This window comes from Rhizobium sp. 268 (assembly GCF_036571585.1).
Classification (GTDB): domain Bacteria; phylum Pseudomonadota; class Alphaproteobacteria; order Rhizobiales; family Rhizobiaceae; genus Rhizobium; species Rhizobium redzepovicii.
In genome coordinates, this window is the sequence record NZ_JAPPSO010000007.1 from 234,206 (window position 1) to 251,568 (window position 17,363).

Here is a 17,363-nt window from a genome sequence, read left to right on the forward strand (position 1 = left end):
CATCGGTATGGGGTTCCTACCGCTTGCTGGCGGCAGCGGTCGCGAGTATCCATTGCCGAACGGGAAATGTCGGGGCTGCTTCGTCCAAGCGGCCGACACTCCATTGGAGGGCGGTGATGGAGCGTGACGGGGCAGGGGTCTTGAAGGCCGCCATATCGGGAATATTGGCACTCATCGTACTTCTTGGGGTGATCTCGCCAAGCTTTGCCCAGACATCGCCGGCGCAAGTCCCGGCCGCGGCCGCTCCTCCGGCGCAGGTGCGTGAGATGATGCAGCTCATGCAGACGCCCGAAGTCAAGCAGTGGATGTCGACCCAGATGGCGACGGCACCTGCGGGCGGTTCGACGGCTGCGGATCAGATGTCGGTGCTGTCAGGCCTGCTGCAGCATGCCCGCCGGCACGTCGCGATGGTCTCAGATGCGGCGATGACGCTGCCCTTTCAGATCGGCAATGCGTCCTCGCTGTTGCTAGGTGAAATCGCCGCGAACGGCTGGCCGCGCATGGTGGCGCAGTTCCTGGCCATCTTCCTGCTCGGCGCGATTGTCGAAAGCCTTGCCCGTTATGCCTTCCGCCGCCGCCGTCGTCGACTGGCCGAGATGGCCGGCATGCATCTGGCGCCGCGGGTCATACCGGCGCTGATCTTCGCGGCGGCAACGGTGCTTGCGCTTCTGAGCCTCGGCTGGCCGCCGCTCAGCCAGAGTATCGCGATCGTCTGCGTCGTCGCGCTCATCGTCCAACGCTTCACCATTTGCCTCGGCGGTGTGCTGGTCGATCTCATCGGGCTGGCGCGGACCGAGGAGGAGAGGCAGGGCATCACCGCTCCCACCATGCCAGGGCATGTCGTTGCACTCTTCTGGTACCGCCGCTGCGCGACCTTCGTCATCTATTTCATGCTTGGCTGGGCGGCGATCCAGTCGATGGAGCCGCTTGGCTATTCCCCGAGTGCGCGGCTCCTCGTCGGCTACATCCTCGGTATCGGCCTGCTGCTGATTGCGATCGAAGCGGTCTGGTCGCGGCCGCACAAGGACGAGAAGCGCGGTCACGGGACCTCCTGGGCGCTCACCGTTTATTTCCTATTGCTTTGGAGCCTTTGGGTCGCAGGCTTCAACTGGCTGCTCTGGCTCGGCATCTACGTACTGCTGCTGCCGCGCGTGCTTGCCGTTTCGACGATTGCGGTGAAATCGCTGCAGCAGACTGAAGCGAGCTTCCTGGCGACGCGCCGCATTGCGACCGTGCTTCTCGACCGGGGTGTGCGGGCGCTGATCATTGCCGTTGCTGCCATCTGGCTCGGGCATATGCTCGGCGTCGGCGCCGATACGATGGCTGCCGGCGAGACCATGGTGGACAAGATCGCCCGCGGCGTCATCGGCGGCATCGTCATCCTGCTGGCCGCCGATCTGCTCTGGCATGTCGTCAAAGCCTATATCGACGGCAAGCTACTCGATTCTTCCGTGGATGGCGGAGCAACGGATGAGGAGAGGGCCAGACGCGCACGGATACAGACGCTGTTGCCGATCTTCCGCAATATCCTGGCCGTCGTCATCGCCGTCATCGCCGTTTTGATGGTGCTCTCCGGCCTCGGCATCGAGATCGGGCCACTGATCGCCGGTGCCGGTGTCGTCGGCGTGGCGGTCGGTTTCGGCGCGCAGACGATCGTCAAGGACGTCATCAGCGGCATGTTCTATCTCTGGGATGATGCTTTCCGTATCGGCGAATATATCGAAAGCGGCAGCCACAAGGGCGTGGTCGAGGCTTTCAGCCTGCGCTCGGTGAAGCTCAGGCATCATCGCGGGCCGCTGACGACGGTGCCGTTCGGCGAACTCGGCGCGGTGAAGAACCTCAACCGCGACTGGACGATCGACAAGATCAGCCTCAACGTCAAATACGACACCGATCTCGTCAAGGCGAAGAAGGTGATCAAGCAAATCGGCCAGACGCTGCTCGAAAATCCAGAATTCGGCCCTCATATCATCGAGACGCTGAAGATGAAGGGTGTCGAGCAGTTCGGCGAATTCGCGATCGAAATCCGGCTGTCGATGATGACGAAGCCCGGCGAGCAATTCGTCATCCGCCGCAATGCGCTGGCGATGATCCGCAACGCCTTCAAGGAAAACGGCATCGAATTCGCCGTGCCGACAGTGCAGGTGGCGGGTGATCGCGATGCGGAGGTGGATGCCGCCGTGGCGCGCTACGCCGCCCATGCGCGGGCGAATGGCGAACCGGCGGCATAAGCCGCTTCACATCGGGCCGGCGGCGGCGATCAGCAGACCGCCGATGATCGCCATGTTGGTTTTCCAGGTATTGATCGCGCTTTCGCGGGCCGTTCCCTGCATGTCCCAGAAATTCAGCAGCATGATAGTGGCGGCAAGGGTGAAGAGGATAAGACCGAATGCCGCTGCGGTCACGAAGAGCCCTAACATCAGCTGCGTGCCGGCCAGGATCTGGAACATGCTGCCGGAAAGCAGTACCCATTTCGCAAAAGGGATGCCGCGGGCTTCGATCGCATCGGTCAGCGGCACGATGACGAAAAAATGATGAATGCCGCCAGCGACATAGAGGCCGCCCAGCAACAGGCGGCCGAGGACGATCATCATCAGGGCCGGACCATCCTGCATATCGAACCGTTCTCCTGTGTTTCAATTCGCCGTCGCGGGTAAAGCTCGTCCGAAGCTTACGAAAATGCAATGCGCCGTTACGCTCACCTGCGCAAATTCGCCCCAATTGAGAGTGATGGAGGCCCAAGCGGCGGGCTGGGGTTGCGGCGGCATGTCTTCATAGAGCTTGTATGCCTCTCATGTTACGTCTTTCAAAATGATTCCCGCCGAGCTGGCAATTGCAGCAGGATAAGAGATGTCGGGTCACGACAATTTGAAAGAGATCGAAGACGCGGAAGGATTTTCTTTTCGTAGTTTGTTTAGACGTTACAGGACACCGCTGACGGCAGCTGCGACACTCGTGGTCTTCTGCCTCGTCGGCTACGCGATCATGCAGCTCACCAACGAAGTGCGCTATGACGATGTCGTCGATGCGCTGGCGGCGACCAGGCCGAGCGCCATCCCGCTTGCCCTGTTCTTCACTGCACTCAGCTTCCTCTCGCTGGTTTTCTACGATCTCAACGCCATCGAATATATCGGCAAGAAGCTGCCCTTTCCGCATGTGGCGCTGACGGCGTTCAGTGCCTATGCGGTTGGCAATACCGCCGGCTTCGGTGCGCTTTCGGGTGGCGCGATCCGCTACCGCGCCTATACGCGTCTCGGGCTTTCGCCCGAAGATATCGGCCGCATCATCGCCTTCGTCACGCTTTCCTTCGGTCTCGGGCTTGCCGGAGTCGGCGCGATCGCCCTCATCATCATCGCCGACGAGATCGGCCCGCTAATCGGGGTCAGCCCCTTCCTGCTGCGGTTGATCGCCGGCTCGATCGTTGCCATTCTGAGTGCAGTGATGATCATCGGCCGTGATGGCCGCGTACTCGATCTCGGCCCTGTGGCAATCCGCCTGCCGGATTCGCGCACCTGGTCACGGCAGTTCCTCGTCACCGCCTTCGATATCGCCGCCTCGGCGTCCGTGCTTTACGTGCTGCTGCCGCAGACGGCCATCGGCTGGCCGGTCTTCCTGGCCGTCTATGCGATCGCCGTCGGTCTCGGCGTACTCAGCCACGTTCCGGCCGGGCTCGGCGTGTTCGAAACCGTGATCATCGCCTCGCTCGGCAGCGCGGTGAACATCGATGCGGTGCTCGGATCGCTGGTGCTCTACCGGCTGATCTATCATGTGCTGCCGCTGCTGATCGCCGTGCTTGCGGTTTCGGCGACGGAGCTGCGCCGTTTCGTCGACCATCCGGCCGCCTCCAGCGTCCGGCGCATCGGCGGACGACTGATGCCGCAGCTGCTATCGGCGCTTGCGCTGCTGCTCGGCGTCATGCTGATCTTTTCGAGCGTCACGCCGACACCGGACCAGAACCTCGAATTCCTCTCCAACTATCTGCCACTGCCGATGGTGGAAGGGGCGCATTTCCTTTCCAGCCTGCTCGGGCTCGCGCTCGTCGTTGCTGCGCGCGGCCTCGGCCAGCGACTCGACGGCGCCTGGTGGGTGGCGGTATTTTCGGCCCTTGCGGCGCTGACTTTGTCGCTCTTGAAAGCGATCGCGCTCGTCGAAGCCGCCTTTCTTGCCTTCCTCATCTTCGGGCTCTTCGTCAGCCGGCGGCTCTTTACCCGCCATGCCTCGCTGCTCAACCAGGCGCTGACGGCGTCCTGGCTGATGGCGATCGCGGTCATCGTCGTCGGCGCCGTCGTCATCCTACTCTTCGTCTATCGCGATGTCGAATACAGCAACCAGCTCTGGTGGCAGTTCGAGTTCACCGCCGAAGCGCCGCGGGGCCTACGCGCCGTCCTCGGCATCACCATCATCTCGTCGGCGATCGCCATCTTCAGCCTGCTCCGGCCGGCGACATTCCGGCCGGAACCGGCGACGGAGGAGGCGCTGGCGCGTGCCGTCGAGATCGTCGGCAAGCAGGGCAATGCCGACGCCAATCTGGTGCGCATGGGCGACAAGAGCATCATGTTCTCGGAAAAGGGCGACGCCTTCATCATGTACGGCCGGCAGGGCCGTTCCTGGATCGCGCTATTCGACCCGGTCGGCGAACATCGCGCCGGGCAGGAGCTTGTCTGGCGTTTCGTCGAAGCAGCGCGCGCCGCCGGCTGCCGGGCCGTGTTCTATCAGATCTCGCCGTCGCTGCTTTCCCATTGCGCCGATGCCGGCCTGCGCGCCTTCAAGCTCGGCGAATTGGCCGTGACCGATCTTCGAACCTTCGAGATGAAGGGGGGCAAATGGGCAAACCTTCGCCAGACGGCGAGCCGCGCCCAGCGCGACGGGCTGGAATTTGCCGTTGTCGAACCTGAGGACGTGCCCTCGGTCATCGATGATCTCTCCGCCGTTTCGACGGCCTGGCTCGAGCATCACAACGCAAAGGAAAAGGGTTTTTCGCTCGGCGCCTTCGATCCCAATTACGTCTGTTCCCAGCCGGTCGGCATTCTGAAAAAGGACGGCAGGATCGTCGCCTTCGCCAATATCCTCGTCACCGAATCCAGGCAGGAGGGCACGATCGATCTCATGCGTTTTTCGCCGGACGCGCCGAAGGGCTCGATGGACTTTCTCTTCGTGCAGATCATGGAATATCTGCGCGGCCAGGGTTTCACCCACTTCAATCTCGGCATGGCGCCTCTCTCCGGCATGTCGAAACGCGAGGCGGCGCCCGTCTGGGACCGCATCGGCAGCACCGTTTTCGAACACGGCGAGCGCTTCTACAACTTCAAAGGCCTTCGGGCATTCAAATCAAAATTTCATCCGCACTGGCAACCGCGCTATCTTGCGGTCTCCGGAGGGGGCAATCCGATGATCGCGTTGATGGACGCGACATTTCTGATCGGGGGCGGATTGAAAGGGGTAGTGAGAAAATGATCAGGACAATCCTACTTGCCACGGCATGCGCCTGCATGCTCGCGGCCGCATCGGCTGATGCCGCCGCCGAGGAGACCACGCAGAGCTTCGAAACCGGGCTCATCCCGTCGCCGCACATCTTCCTGCCGGAAGGAGAGGTAAAGGGCACGGTGATGCTGATCTCGGATGCCGCCGGCTGGGGCGACTATGAGAAGGGGGAGGCCGACAGGCTGGTCGCTGAAGGCGCCGTCGTCATCGGCGTCGATTTTCCCTCCTATATCCGGGCGCTTGACCGCTACGATGTCGGCCTCAATGACGGCTGTCTCTACATGGTTTCGGATATCGAATCGCTGAGCCAGCAGGTGCAGCGTGCGACCGGCAACAACGCCTATCACTTGCCGATCGTTGCCGGCATCGGCGAGGGCGGAGCCCTGGCGCTGGCGATCGCCGCGCAGACGCCGGATGCGACGATCGGCCAAACGCTTGCCGTCGATCCGGCCGCCGGCATTCCGCTTGCCAAGGAGCTTTGCACGCCGGCTTCCAAGCAGGTGGTCGGCCAACGCACGGTGTATGGCCTCAGCGAGGGGCCCCTGCCGGATCCTGTTGTGTCAGTCTTCACGCCCAAGGCCGACAAGGACGGCCGGGCGCATGTCGAGGCACTGAAGAAGACCCATTCCGCAATCGAAATTCGCGATTCCACCGACGACGCGCAGACGGTGCTTGCCGATACGCTTGACGATCTCGTTACCGCCTCCGGCGCCTTCGGCAATCCGCTCGGACTGCCGCTGGCGATCCTGGAGGCGACGCCTGCCCTCGATACGATGGCGGTGATCTATTCCGGCGACGGCGGCTGGCGCGACATCGACAAGGAGGTCGGCGGCACGTTGCAGAAGGAAGGCATTCCGGTCGTCGGCGTCGATTCGCTTCATTATTTCTGGTCGGAGCGCAAGCCGGAGGAGACGGCCACCGATCTTTCGAAGATCATCGATTTCTACCGGAAGCAGTGGAAGGTGAAGCATGTGCTGCTCGTCGGTTATTCCTTCGGCGCGGACGTTGTGCCTGCCACCTATCAGCTCCTCAAGCCGGCCGAAAAGTCGGCGGTGGCGCAATTGTCGCTGCTGTCGCTCTCGCACCAGGTCGACTACGTCATCTCCGTTCTCGGCTGGCTTGGCCAGAAGACGGAAGGGGCTGGAGGCGATCCCGTCGCCGATCTGAAGAATATCGATCCGAAACTCGTGCAATGCATCTATGGCAAGGACGACGATGACGATGTCGCCTGTCCGGCGGTGAAAGATAGCGGCGCGGAGGTAGTCGAACTGCCCGGCGACCATCACTTCGACGAGAATTACGATCTTCTCACCAAGACGATCATCGACGGGCTGAAAAAGCGGCTGCGGAATTAGAACCTTTCCTGGTCAGATTGAAGCATTCTGCCGGAGCCGGTTTTCGTCAGGGCAGAGGCGATTGGCGAAGGGCATACCCGTTGGTACGCTCGAGCCGATCGCCTCTGATCCTGGCGGAGAGATGCCCGGCCCACCGGCCGCACCGCTTCGCCGTGGCGAAGCGATAAGTGCGTCCGGCGATTCCCAAGTCTTGCAGATTTGCCTGGCAAATCTGCGGGAGGGTTGGCTGAAACGGGCCGGCTGATCGACCGGCCGGCTTGGCCGTGGAGCTTTGCTACGACGCGCCGGCCGGTCGACCATCCGACTCCGTTTGAGCCAACAGAATGCTTCAATCTGACCAGGAAAGGCTCTAACGCATCAGCATTTCTTCGCTCCATCCGAGCTCGGCGAGTTCCTCACCGCGGAACCGCGCGTCGCCGGCGACAATGAATTCGTCGAGCTGCGGCGGAGCCACGCTGGTGCCGGAGAGCATTGCATGCACCTGGCCGCGATGATGCGTCTGGTGCTGGAAGAGATGGGCGAGGACGTCGTCCATCCGCTCTTCCTGGATGCGGTCGCCGCGATGGAGGCGGACGGCCGACACTAGCCTTTCCGGCGTTAGAGCCTCGCAAAGTGCGACCAGGCGCTGATCGACCCTGGCCTGAGCTTGCGCCAGCGATGAAATATCATCGAACGGTTCGTCGATCTCGAAGGCTTGGTAGCCGAGCGTGCCGCCTTCCAGGCCGTCGACATAGAACCAGTCGACCGTGATGATGTGGTTCAAGGTTTCCTTGATCGAGGGGAAGAAGCTGGTGCGCGGCGCTTCGAATTCGCCGGGCTTCAATGCCGTGCAGGCCTGAAGCAGACGGTGGTTGGCAAGGGCGTTGTTATAGGCGAGCTTGCGAAATGACCTGATGGGATCGAAGGTCGGCATCGGCGCATCTCCTCTTCGCGTGCTTTCGGACTGGCTTGCGTCAGTTCTTCTCATCGAGATTGCCGTCCCGCCAGACGAGATGACGGGGGGCGACAGGCAGATTCTCGATCTCATCGGCGATGAAATAGGGCGGGATGTCGAGGTCGGTCAGGGCCTGGCGCGTCGCAAGCACCCATTTGAATTCGAGGTGGTTGTCACCGTCTTCGACGCGGTGGATGATTTCACCCGGCTGAAAGGGGAATTCCGGGGGGATGTCCATCAGGTAATAGAGGCCGAGTTCGTGCCAGTCGCGTTGTTCATAGCGGAAAAAGTTCTCGACGACCCAGAGCAGGCGGGAGACGGTGACTTCGAGGCCGAGTTCTTCCACCATCTCCCGTTTCAGCGTTTCCTCCGACGTCTCGCCGATTTCCGCCCTGCCGCCCGGAAAGGTCCAGAAAGGCTCATGCACGGCGCGATGAACGAGCACGTGGCCATCGCGAAAGCCGAGGCCGGCGATACGGTAATTGAAACGCTCAGCGCCTGCCGTCAGGCGGATGAGAGTGCGCTTGCTCATGTCATTCTATCCGAGATCGATCACGACGATTTCCGGCGGCACGCCGAAGCGCACCGGTGCGATGGAGCAGCCGAGGCCGCCGGAGACGATGATATTGCGGCCCTCCTCGACAATATGGCCATAAGCATAGCGATTGCCGTAACGCGAGGGGACCATCGGCGAACGGCCGAGGAAGCGGATCTGGCCGCCATGGGTGTGGCCAGACAGCGTCAGGGACACCCGCTCGGGCACGCGCGGAAAGATGTCGGGCTCATGGGCGAGCAGGATGACGGGGGCATCGTCGGTCACTTGAGTCAGCGTTCCCTCGAGGTCATCGAGGCCGAGCATATGCGTGCGGCCCCATCTCCTTCCGGGCAATAGCGCCAGCTGATCTTCGAGGCCTGCGAGCCAGAAGCCGCGGCCATCCTTTTCGAGCCGGACGGCGCGGTTGCCGTAGACAGGGATACCGACATCGCCAAGCGCCCGGTGCCCGAATGTCTCCATTCCGCCGTTCTTCTGGGCGGTCCTGTCCTCCCACCAGTCGTGGTTGCCCATGATCGCATGGACGCCGAGGGGGGCCTGCAGGGTGGCGAGCGCCTTCGACCATTGGCTCGAATGCACATATTGCGTCACCATATTCATGCCGGCGGCGTAATCGCCGAGAAGGAGGGTGACGTCGCCTTCGAGCTCGTTGGCCCTGTGGCAGATCGCGGCAATGCGGCTTGCCGACATCCAGGGTTCGCAGGCATGGATATCGGCGAGCGCGACGACGCGGAGCTTCAGCCCTGGTGTCCACCCCGGCGGCGTCAACCGGTAACGGGCAATGCCGAGCCGCGCCAGCGGTTCATAAGCGAAGGCGTACCCACCAAGCGACATGACGCCTGCAATGCCGCCGCCAAGAACCTTGAAAAATCCGCGGCGGGTAATCACTCAGTTGTCCTCCTGGAACAGCCGGAACTGCGCAGCCTCCATTTCCTTGGGCGGTTGCATTCCGAGATGTTTCCACGCGATTGCGGTCAGAACACGGCCGCGCGGTGTACGCTGAATGAAACCCTGCTGGATCATGTAAGGCTCGATGATGTCCTCGATCGCGTCGCGCGGCTCGGAAAGGCCGGCGGCGATGGTCTCGATGCCGACCGGGCCGCCGCCGAAATTGACGGCGATCATGTTGAGGTAACGTTTGTCGAGCTGGTCGAAGCCGACATTGTCGACGAGCAAGCGAGTCAGTGCCTCGTCGGCGATCTCACGCGTCACCGCCTCGGCCCTTGCCACCTCGGCGAAGTCGCGCACGCGCCGCAGCAGCCGACCCGCGATGCGCGGCGTGCCGCGGGCGCGTCTTGCTATTTCGCGAGCGCCCTCTTCGGTCATCGGCAGGTTCATCAGCCGCGCGCCGCGGCGCACGATCAGTTCCAACTCCTCGACGGTGTAGAAGCTCAGGCGCACCGGGATGCCGAAGCGGTCACGCAGCGGCGTCGTCAACAGACCGAGACGGGTGGTAGCCGCCACCAGGGTGAATTTCGAGAGATCGATTTTTACCGAGCGGGCGGCAGGGCCTTCGCCGATTATCAGGTCGAGCTGGAAATCTTCCATGGCGGGATAGAGGATTTCCTCGACGGCCGGGTTGAGGCGATGGATCTCGTCGATGAAGAGCACGTCTCGCTCCTCGAGATTGGTGAGGAGGGCGGCGAGATCGCCGGCCTTGGCAATCACAGGGCCTGACGTCGAGCGGAAATTGACGCCGAGTTCCTTCGCCATGATCTGCGCCAACGTCGTCTTGCCGAGGCCGGGCGGACCGACGAAGAGCACATGGTCCAGTGCCTCGCCGCGGTTCTTCGCCGCCTCGATGAAGACCTTGAGATTGGCGCGGGCTTCGGCCTGGCCGGTGAATTCGTCCAGCGATTGCGGGCGCAGGGTGATGTCGAGATCTTCGCCCCGCTTTTCCGGCGATATCAGGCGGGCGGGTTCGCTCATGCTCTCATTCCGTTTTGAAACCTGTCACAGCAATACACCAAAAATCGGCCGCCTCGACATCCTATCATCGGTTTTCCTGGCTTCACCGCGCCAGTTCTTTCAAGCCCAACCTGATCAGCTTGGCGCTATCGGCGTTTTCGCCGGCCGTCTTCATCGCCGCGGCAACCGCATTTGCCGCCTGGTCTCTGCTGTAGCCGAGGTTGGTCAGGGCGGAAACCGCGTCGGCAACGGGTGCGGCCGCGACACCTTCGCCGAGCTCCTGCTTGAGGGCGATGTTGATCGCTTCTCCGGCAAAGGCCGGCGCCCGGTTCTTGAGTTCGGTGACGAGACGCATGGCCACTTTCGGGCCGACGCCCGGCGCGCGGGAGACGGCGGCGCGGTCCTGCAGGGCGATCGCATTGGCGAGTTCGCCCGGCGTCAGCGTCGAGAGCACCGCGAGCGCCACCTTGGCGCCGACGCCCTGGACGCTCTGGAGCAGATTGAACCATTCCCGCTCCAAGGCGGTCATGAAGCCGAACAGCTTCAACTGGTCCTCGCGCACATAGGTTTCGATGAACAGTACGCAGGCCTCACCGGCCGAGCCAAGCTTGGACAGGGTGCGGGCCGAGCAATGGGCGACGTAGCAAACGCCGTGCACATCGACGAGCACATAGTCTTCGCCGATCTCGTCTATTGTGCCTTTCAGCTTGCCGATCATAGGGCGCGGTCTCTCAAGGGTGGGTTTCGGGCGTGATAAGTTCAACGGAGGGAAAATAAGATCGGTATCCGCTGGGGTCGCGGGTCAAAATCTTGTAGCCCCTTATCGCCGCATGGGCGCCGATGAAGAAGTTAGGCAATATCTGTTCGCGTCCGCCGCCGGCGTGACGGTAAAGCCGGAAGACTTGCGCCGCGGCGAAGGCAGCCGGCCAAGGCAGGTTCTCGCGGCGAAATTCATCCTGCGGAAGCAGTTGGTCGACTTCATCCATATCGTCGTAGCGAACGCAAAACTCGGAATAGATGATCGGATTTATGAGGACCGGTCCATCTTTAAAGACGTCGAGCATTTTCCGACGCGACCAACCGTGCCAGTCCGAACCGGCCACAGCCAGGTCGACGAGTATGTTTGTATCGACAAGCGTCGCCATCAGCGATCACGGGTCATCGACATGAGGTCTTCGGCATCAATCGCCTGATCGCCAGTTCCCTCGAGCCGACGGATCGTCTGCAGGAAACGGTCCAGCCGGCCCCGATCCTCGATCTCCTGCTTGCCGTTCTTCGGCGAGAGAACGAGCTTGCCGTTCTCGATCGAGAAGATGACCTCGCTGTTGGCCTTGATGCCCGCAAGCTCTCTAAGATCGCGAGGAATGGTGACCTGGCCTTTGGACGTCACGCGCATCTTGCTGCTCCTTCGAAGTAAGAATTATCCTTACTGTTGGAACAAGTCAAGAACAGATTAGCCGGCCAGCGCTTCCCGCATCCGGTTGCTGCCGCGATTGTGGGCATGGCAAATGGCGATCGCCAGGGCGTCGGCAGCGTCATCGCCTTTGAATTCGACCTTCGGCATCAGGATCTTCAACATCATGTGGATCTGGTGCTTTTCGCCGTGGCCGACGCCGATGACGGCCTTCTTCACGGCGTTCGGAGCATATTCGGAGACCCGCAGACCGGCGCGGGCCGGCACCAGCATGGCAATGCCGCGGGCCTGGCCAAGCTTCAGGGTCGCCACCGCATCCTTGTTGACGAAGGTCTGTTCGACGGCGGCTTCATCCGGCTTGTAAGTGTGGACGACCTCCGCCAAGCCGTCATGCAGCTGGCAGAGGCGAGAGGCAAGGTCCATGTCACCGTCGGATGTCACGGTTCCGGAGGCGACAAAGCGCAGGGAATTGCCAAGTGTGTCGATGATTCCCCAGCCGGTGCGGCGAAGGCCGGGATCGATGCCGACGATGCGAATCGTATTTTGCATGCTTCAACCTATAGCGACTACGAAATAACTGCCACCGATATGTGAACAAAACAAAAACATTCTCGGTTTTAAGCCGGTCCATTTACCGCGAATTAAAACAGATGCTTGAATTCTAGTGTCAAATACGAAGGGGGTCTCGTGTCGCAAGGAGCCCCGATGTTCTGTTTAAAAGATCGGTCGATCAGGCATGCGCTGCGTGCCAACGCCGGCAGGCGTGTTCAGAGGGGTTCGTCGTACATGGCACAGAGATTTCAATCCCTGTCCTTCAAGGTCATCGCCACATTCATTCTGCTGACGGTGCTGTCGATCGCAGTAATCGACGTGCTTGCCTATTTCGCCAGCAGCCGGATCTCCGACGAGCAGGCGCTGAAAGCCAAGGAGAGCGTGCTGATCTTTCGCGGTGACATGCTGCAGGATCAACTGACGCAGCTTGAAAACCAGGCAACGTCGATTGCGCGCATCGAAGCGCTGCAGATGTCGATCACCAGCCTGAAAAGCGGTTGGAAGACGATCGAGAAGACCTCCGGCGATGCCCGCGCCGAGTTGAAGAAGATTTTCATCTCCAGCAATCCCAACCCGGCGGATCAGCGCGAGAAACTGATGAAGCCGGAAGGGCCGAGCGGCTTTTATTATTCGAACCACGAGAAGACGCAGGGCGAAGTCGCCCGCGACCTCGCAGATACCGCCTTCAGCGATCTGCTGATCGCCGATCTCGACGGCACCGTCCTCTATTCCTACAAGAAGCAAGACGACTTCGCCGAGAATCTGAAGACGGACGCGTGGAAGCCAACCGGCGCCGGTATCGCTTTCGCCAAGGCAATCGAGAATACCGCCAAAGCGACCGATGACGCCGCACCGACAGGTTTTTCCGGCCTTCGCGTCGATGCCGCCAGCGGCAATTCGGCGATCTTCTATGCCGTGCCGATCGTCAAGCTCGGGGCGGCCAAGGGCATCATCCTGTTCAAGGTGCGCGACGACATCGTCACCGGCATCCTTGCCAAAGGCATCGTCCAGGGCAGCACGGCGCGGGCGGCGATAGTTTCCGGCGATGGGTCGGCCATCGGGCTCGACGCGAACGGCAGGCTTGCGACGCTCGACGCGACACCCTTCACTTTCATCAAGGACGCGCTTGCCAGTTCGGCGATGACGGTTGCCGATTTCAGCCGAGCGGATGGGGCGGCCCGCGCCTATGTCCGCGGTATTGACTATCGCGGCGACCGTTTCCTTGTCGTCGAGAGCGTGCTGCTCAGTGAGCTCAATGCCGGTTCGATCGAGATCGCCACTTTGCTAACCATGATCGGCATCGGCGTGCTCGTCGTCATGGCAGTCGCCACCGGGCTGGTCACCAATTTCCTGTTCTCGCCGCTTGCGCGGCTTGCCGGTGTGACCCGCGACGTCGCCGACGGCAAGCTCGACAGCGAGATCGGCAGCCTGAACCGCAAGGACGAGATCGGCACGATGGCGAATGCGCTCGCCCGCTTCCGGCAGTCGCTGATCGAAAGCCGCGAACTGGAAGCCGCCAGCGAAGAGACGCGCCTGCAGGCCGAGCAGGATCGCCAGCAGAATCTGGCCGAGCGCGAGGCCGAGGCAAAGACGCTGCAGCAGGTGGTCGAAGCGATCGACGAAGGCCTGCATCATCTGGCCAGCGGCGATCTTGCCTATCAGATCGATACGCGCTTCCCGAACGAGCTCGAAAGCCTGCGCATCAATTTCAACGAGGCGCTCGCGACGCTCAGCGAAACCATGACGGCCATCGGTGGAAATTCGATGGCGGTGCGCGCCGGCTCCGAGGAAATGCGCACCGGCGCCGACGAGCTCGCGGGGCGCACCGAGCGCCAGGCCGGCTCGATCACCGAGACGGCGAATGCGATCAGCGCCATCACCCAGTCCGTCCGGCGGCAGATCGAGCGGGCCGAACAGGCCGAGCGCATCGCCCGCGACGCCAAGAAGGAGACGACCGGCTCCGGCCAGATCATGCGCGAGACGATTGCGGCGATGGAGGCGATCCAGGCCTCCTCGCGCCAGATCAACACGATCATCTCGGTGATCGACGACATCGCCTTCCAGACCAACCTCCTGGCGCTCAATGCCGGCGTCGAGGCAGCGCGCGCCGGTGAATCGGGCAAGGGCTTCGCTGTCGTCGCCATGGAAGTGCGCGAACTCGCCCAGCGCTCGTCGAGCGCGGCCAAGGAGATCTCCAGCCTGCTGCAGAAATCGACGCATGAGGTCGAAAGCGGTGTGGCGCTTGTGGAAAGGGCTGGAGTGGCGCTGACCGGAATCGGCGCCCATGTCGAGGCGATCAACGGGCAGATCCACGACATCATGGGTGCGACCCGCGAGGAGGCCGATACGCTGCGGGAGATCAACAGCGCTGTGGCCGAACTCGACGCGATGACGCAGCAGAATGCCTCGATGGTCGAGGAAACGACGGCGGCGATCCACAGGCTGGCGACGGAAGCCCTGGAAATGGACCGCCAGCTCGGCAATTTCACGCTGCCGTCTGGCCACCACCAGTCCAGCGCCGAGGTGCACGTGCTGCGGCGTCACCGGTAACCACTATCTGACCGGTAACCACTATCTGACGGTATGGCAAAAGGGTCGCGCTGGCGCGGCCCTTTTTCTTTGCACGCACGGTTTGGAATGGTGCGGGCGCGAACCTACATAGGCTGCATCCTTCAACTGGCCGGCAGGTTTCCCATGGTTCCCTTCTCCATACTCGACCTTTCCCCCGTTGCCGACGGCAGCACCGTTAGCCAGTCGCTCGAGAGTTCGGCGCGGATGGCTCGCAAGGCCGAGGAATTCGGTTACAAGCGCTTCTGGCTCGCCGAACATCACGGCATGCCGGGGATCGCCAGTGCGGCCACATCAGTCGTCATCGGCCATGTCGGCGCCGCCACCAAGCGCATTCGCATCGGTTCCGGCGGCATCATGCTGCCCAATCATTCGCCGCTCGTCATCGCCGAGCAGTTCGGCACGCTTGAGGCGCTCTTCCCCGGCCGCGTCGATCTCGGCCTCGGGCGCGCGCCGGGAACGGATATGCGCACGGCGCAGGCGCTGCGTCGCAACCTCGAGGCCGCCGCCAACAGCTTTCCGAACGATGTGGTGGAACTGCAGCAACTGCTCGGCACGCCGGTCGAGAACCAGGCGATCCTCGCGGTTCCCGGGAATTCATCGCATATCCCGATCTGGCTGCTCGGCTCCAGCCTCTACAGCGCCCAGCTTGCCGCGATGCTTGGGCTCCCCTATGCCTTCGCCTCGCATTTCGCGCCCGACATGCTGCTCGACGCGATCGCGATCTACCGCGACCGCTTCCAGCCTTCGGCGACGCTCGACAAGCCCTATGTGATGGTCGGCGTCATGGGCTCGGTGGCGGCGACGGATGAGGAGGCGCGCTATCATTTCACCTCCGCCGAGCAGCAATTCGTCAACTTGCGCCGCAATGTCCGCGGCCCGTTCCCGCGTCCGCTGGCCGATATGGAGGGCTTCTGGTCGCCGATGGAGAAGATGAATGTCGAACACACCCTGCGTTGTGCCGTGGTCGGCTCGCCGACGACGGCGGAGGCGAAACTGACGACGTTTCTCAAGGAAACACAGGCCGACGAGGTGATCATCTCCATGCCGATCCATGATATCGAGACGCGGCTGAGATCGGTGGAACTGTTCGCGGGCCTCGGCAACTTCATGCGGGTGGCCGCATAGGTTCGCAACGAGCGCCTTGGCACAAAAAACCCGGCGTCACCGCCGGGTTTTCCATACAAGATCGTTTTAAGAGAATCAGGCGGAGAGCTTGGCCAGCACTTCTTCCGAGACCTCGAAGTTGGAATAGACGTTCTGCACGTCGTCATCGTCTTCCAGGCTGTCGATGAGCTTCATCAGCGACTGGGCCTTTTCTTCGTCCACCGGCACATTGTTCTGAGCGCGCCAGACTGCCTTGACGGTTTCAGCTTCGCCGAGGCCGGATTCCAGCGCTTTCGAGACCTCACCAAGGGCTTCGAAGGCGCAGGTGATGTAGTGGCCCTCTTCGTCGGTCTCGACATCATCGGCGCCGGCTTCGATCGCGGCTTCCATCACCTTGTCGGCGTCGCCGACGGAAAGCTTGTAGGTGATTTCGCCGACATGGTCGAAGGAGAAGGAAACGGAACCGGTTTCGCCAAGAGCGCCGCCGGCCTTGGTGAAGATCGAGCGGACGTTGGAAGCGGTGCGGTTGCGATTGTCGGTCAGGGCCTCGACGATGATCGCCGTGCCGCCGGGGCCGTAACCCTCATAGCGGACTTCGTCATAGTTTTCGCCGTCGGCGCCAGCTGCCTTCTTGATGGCGCGGTCGATGTTGTCCTTCGGCATGGACTGGGCCTTGGCGTTCTGGATCGCCAGGCGAAGACGGGCGTTCATCATCGGGTCGGGCAGGCCGGCCTTGGCGGCTACGGTGATTTCGCGCGCAAGCTTGGAGAACATTTTCGACCGCACGGCATCCTGACGGCCCTTGCGGTGCATGATGTTTTTAAACTGTGAATGGCCAGCCATGGCACCCCTGTTCACGTCTCATTGTTCGGAATGGGCCGCCTTATAAGAGCGAAACCGCGCCCTTTCAAGGAAAAAGCAGTTTGGAACAAAGGTGAGGGGATGACGTTTCAAGAACTCCATCCAACGGAAAGGAACGGTCATGGCAAGTCTCAGCGATGCGCAGGAACAGCCAGCACGTCAGCTCTGGGATCAGGTCAACGATGTTCATGCCGGCATGCTCGGAATTTCCGGGCTCGACATGCACATGCAGCCGATGGCGCCGCATGCCGATCCCACCACCAATACGATTTGGTTCTACACCAAGACCGATGCCGATATCGTCCGCGCCATCAAGCCCGGCAGCCGCGCGCATTTCTGCGTCATCGGCAAGGATCACGATTATCACGCCTGCCTTGCCGGTGTGATCGATGTGCGTCCCGACCCTGCCAAGATTGAGGAATATTGGAGTTCGATCGTCGCTGCCTGGTATGATGGTGGCAAGAAGGATCCGAAGCTCACCATGCTTGCTTTGCATGTCGACGATGCCGAGATATGGGTCTCGACGGGCAACAAGCTGAAATTCGGTTGGGAGATTGCCAAGGCCAATCTCGATGACGACAATTTGCCTGATGTCGGCATCAAGCGTCACCTGCAATTCGCCTAACGCGC

At 61.8% G+C, this 17,363-nt stretch carries 17 protein-coding genes; 6 read left to right on the forward strand and 11 right to left on the reverse strand.

Annotated features, from left to right (window positions below; genetic code table 11):
* Positions 1-16: 16 nt before the first annotated feature.
* On the reverse strand, positions 17-280 hold the full coding sequence (locus OS035_RS15920; protein WP_331813910.1) for a hypothetical protein: 264 nt from the start codon (positions 278-280) through the stop codon (positions 17-19).
* On the opposite strand from OS035_RS15920, the gene OS035_RS15925 reads away from it, so the two are divergent.
* Entirely contained in the window at positions 267-2,231 is a 1,965-nt protein-coding gene (locus OS035_RS15925; protein WP_331813907.1) for a mechanosensitive ion channel family protein, read from the forward strand. The genes OS035_RS15920 and OS035_RS15925 overlap by 14 nt on opposite strands.
* Positions 2,232-2,237: 6 nt before the next feature.
* On the opposite strand, the gene OS035_RS15930 is transcribed toward OS035_RS15925, so the two are convergent.
* Positions 2,238-2,615 carry a DoxX family protein gene (locus tag OS035_RS15930; RefSeq protein WP_183778681.1) on the reverse strand — a complete coding sequence of 126 codons (378 nt, stop codon included), beginning with the start codon at positions 2,613-2,615 and terminating at the stop codon, positions 2,238-2,240.
* Between the two features lie 235 nt (positions 2,616-2,850).
* Between OS035_RS15930 and mprF the strand changes: the two genes are divergently transcribed.
* Positions 2,851-5,454 carry a bifunctional lysylphosphatidylglycerol flippase/synthetase MprF gene (gene mprF, locus OS035_RS15935; protein ID WP_331813865.1) on the forward strand — a complete coding sequence of 868 codons (2,604 nt, stop codon included), beginning with the start codon at positions 2,851-2,853 and terminating at the stop codon, positions 5,452-5,454.
* Positions 5,451-6,836 (forward strand): virulence factor family protein, encoded by a 1,386-nt coding sequence (locus OS035_RS15940; protein ID WP_331813866.1) that lies wholly within the window; start codon positions 5,451-5,453, stop codon positions 6,834-6,836. Before mprF ends, OS035_RS15940 begins: the two co-directional genes overlap by 4 nt.
* Before the next feature lie 349 nt (positions 6,837-7,185).
* Here OS035_RS15940 and OS035_RS15945 read toward each other — a convergent pair whose 3' ends face one another.
* From OS035_RS15945 to ruvC, 8 genes are all read right to left on the reverse strand, one after another.
* A complete protein-coding gene (locus OS035_RS15945; protein ID WP_183855002.1) occupies positions 7,186-7,749 on the reverse strand; it encodes a DinB family protein in 564 nt (187 codons plus the stop codon).
* Between the two features lie 40 nt (positions 7,750-7,789).
* A complete protein-coding gene (locus OS035_RS15950) occupies positions 7,790-8,302 on the reverse strand; it encodes an NUDIX hydrolase (protein ID WP_097629230.1) in 513 nt (170 codons plus the stop codon).
* A 6-nt stretch (positions 8,303-8,308) separates the two neighbouring features.
* Entirely contained in the window at positions 8,309-9,211 is a 903-nt protein-coding gene (locus OS035_RS15955; RefSeq protein WP_097629231.1) for a metallophosphoesterase, read from the reverse strand.
* The gene (ruvB, locus tag OS035_RS15960) at positions 9,212-10,252 is read right to left on the reverse strand and encodes a Holliday junction branch migration DNA helicase RuvB (RefSeq protein ID WP_064840622.1); all 1,041 of its coding nucleotides are present in this window, start codon (positions 10,250-10,252) and stop codon (positions 9,212-9,214) included. It abuts the gene before it with no gap.
* An 82-nt stretch (positions 10,253-10,334) separates the two neighbouring features.
* Entirely contained in the window at positions 10,335-10,949 is a 615-nt protein-coding gene (ruvA, locus tag OS035_RS15965) for a Holliday junction branch migration protein RuvA (protein ID WP_097629232.1), read from the reverse strand.
* 13 nt (positions 10,950-10,962) lie between these two features.
* The gene (locus OS035_RS15970; RefSeq protein WP_097629233.1) at positions 10,963-11,376 is read right to left on the reverse strand and encodes a type II toxin-antitoxin system VapC family toxin; all 414 of its coding nucleotides are present in this window, start codon (positions 11,374-11,376) and stop codon (positions 10,963-10,965) included.
* Positions 11,376-11,627: an AbrB/MazE/SpoVT family DNA-binding domain-containing protein gene (locus tag OS035_RS15975; protein WP_097629234.1), complete on the reverse strand. Its 252-nt coding sequence runs from the start codon at positions 11,625-11,627 to the stop codon at positions 11,376-11,378. Before OS035_RS15975 ends, OS035_RS15970 begins: the two co-directional genes overlap by 1 nt.
* Before the next feature lie 57 nt (positions 11,628-11,684).
* Entirely contained in the window at positions 11,685-12,194 is a 510-nt protein-coding gene (gene ruvC, locus OS035_RS15980) for a crossover junction endodeoxyribonuclease RuvC (protein ID WP_003590322.1), read from the reverse strand.
* Positions 12,195-12,431: 237 nt separating this feature from the next.
* Here ruvC and OS035_RS15985 point away from each other — a divergent pair, with 237 nt between their 5' ends.
* Entirely contained in the window at positions 12,432-14,747 is a 2,316-nt protein-coding gene (locus tag OS035_RS15985; RefSeq protein WP_097629235.1) for a methyl-accepting chemotaxis protein, read from the forward strand.
* 144 nt (positions 14,748-14,891) lie between these two features.
* Positions 14,892-15,893 carry an LLM class flavin-dependent oxidoreductase gene (locus tag OS035_RS15990; protein ID WP_097629236.1) on the forward strand — a complete coding sequence of 334 codons (1,002 nt, stop codon included), beginning with the start codon at positions 14,892-14,894 and terminating at the stop codon, positions 15,891-15,893.
* A 75-nt stretch (positions 15,894-15,968) separates the two neighbouring features.
* Here the strand turns inward: OS035_RS15990 and OS035_RS15995 are convergent, their stop codons facing one another.
* On the reverse strand, positions 15,969-16,715 hold the full coding sequence (locus tag OS035_RS15995) for a YebC/PmpR family DNA-binding transcriptional regulator (protein WP_003590326.1): 747 nt from the start codon (positions 16,713-16,715) through the stop codon (positions 15,969-15,971).
* Positions 16,716-16,854: 139 nt separating this feature from the next.
* Between OS035_RS15995 and OS035_RS16000 the strand changes: the two genes are divergently transcribed.
* Positions 16,855-17,358, forward strand: coding sequence for a pyridoxamine 5'-phosphate oxidase family protein (locus OS035_RS16000; RefSeq protein ID WP_331813867.1), 504 nt, complete (start codon positions 16,855-16,857; stop codon positions 17,356-17,358).
* The last annotated feature ends 5 nt before the right edge of the window (positions 17,359-17,363 follow it).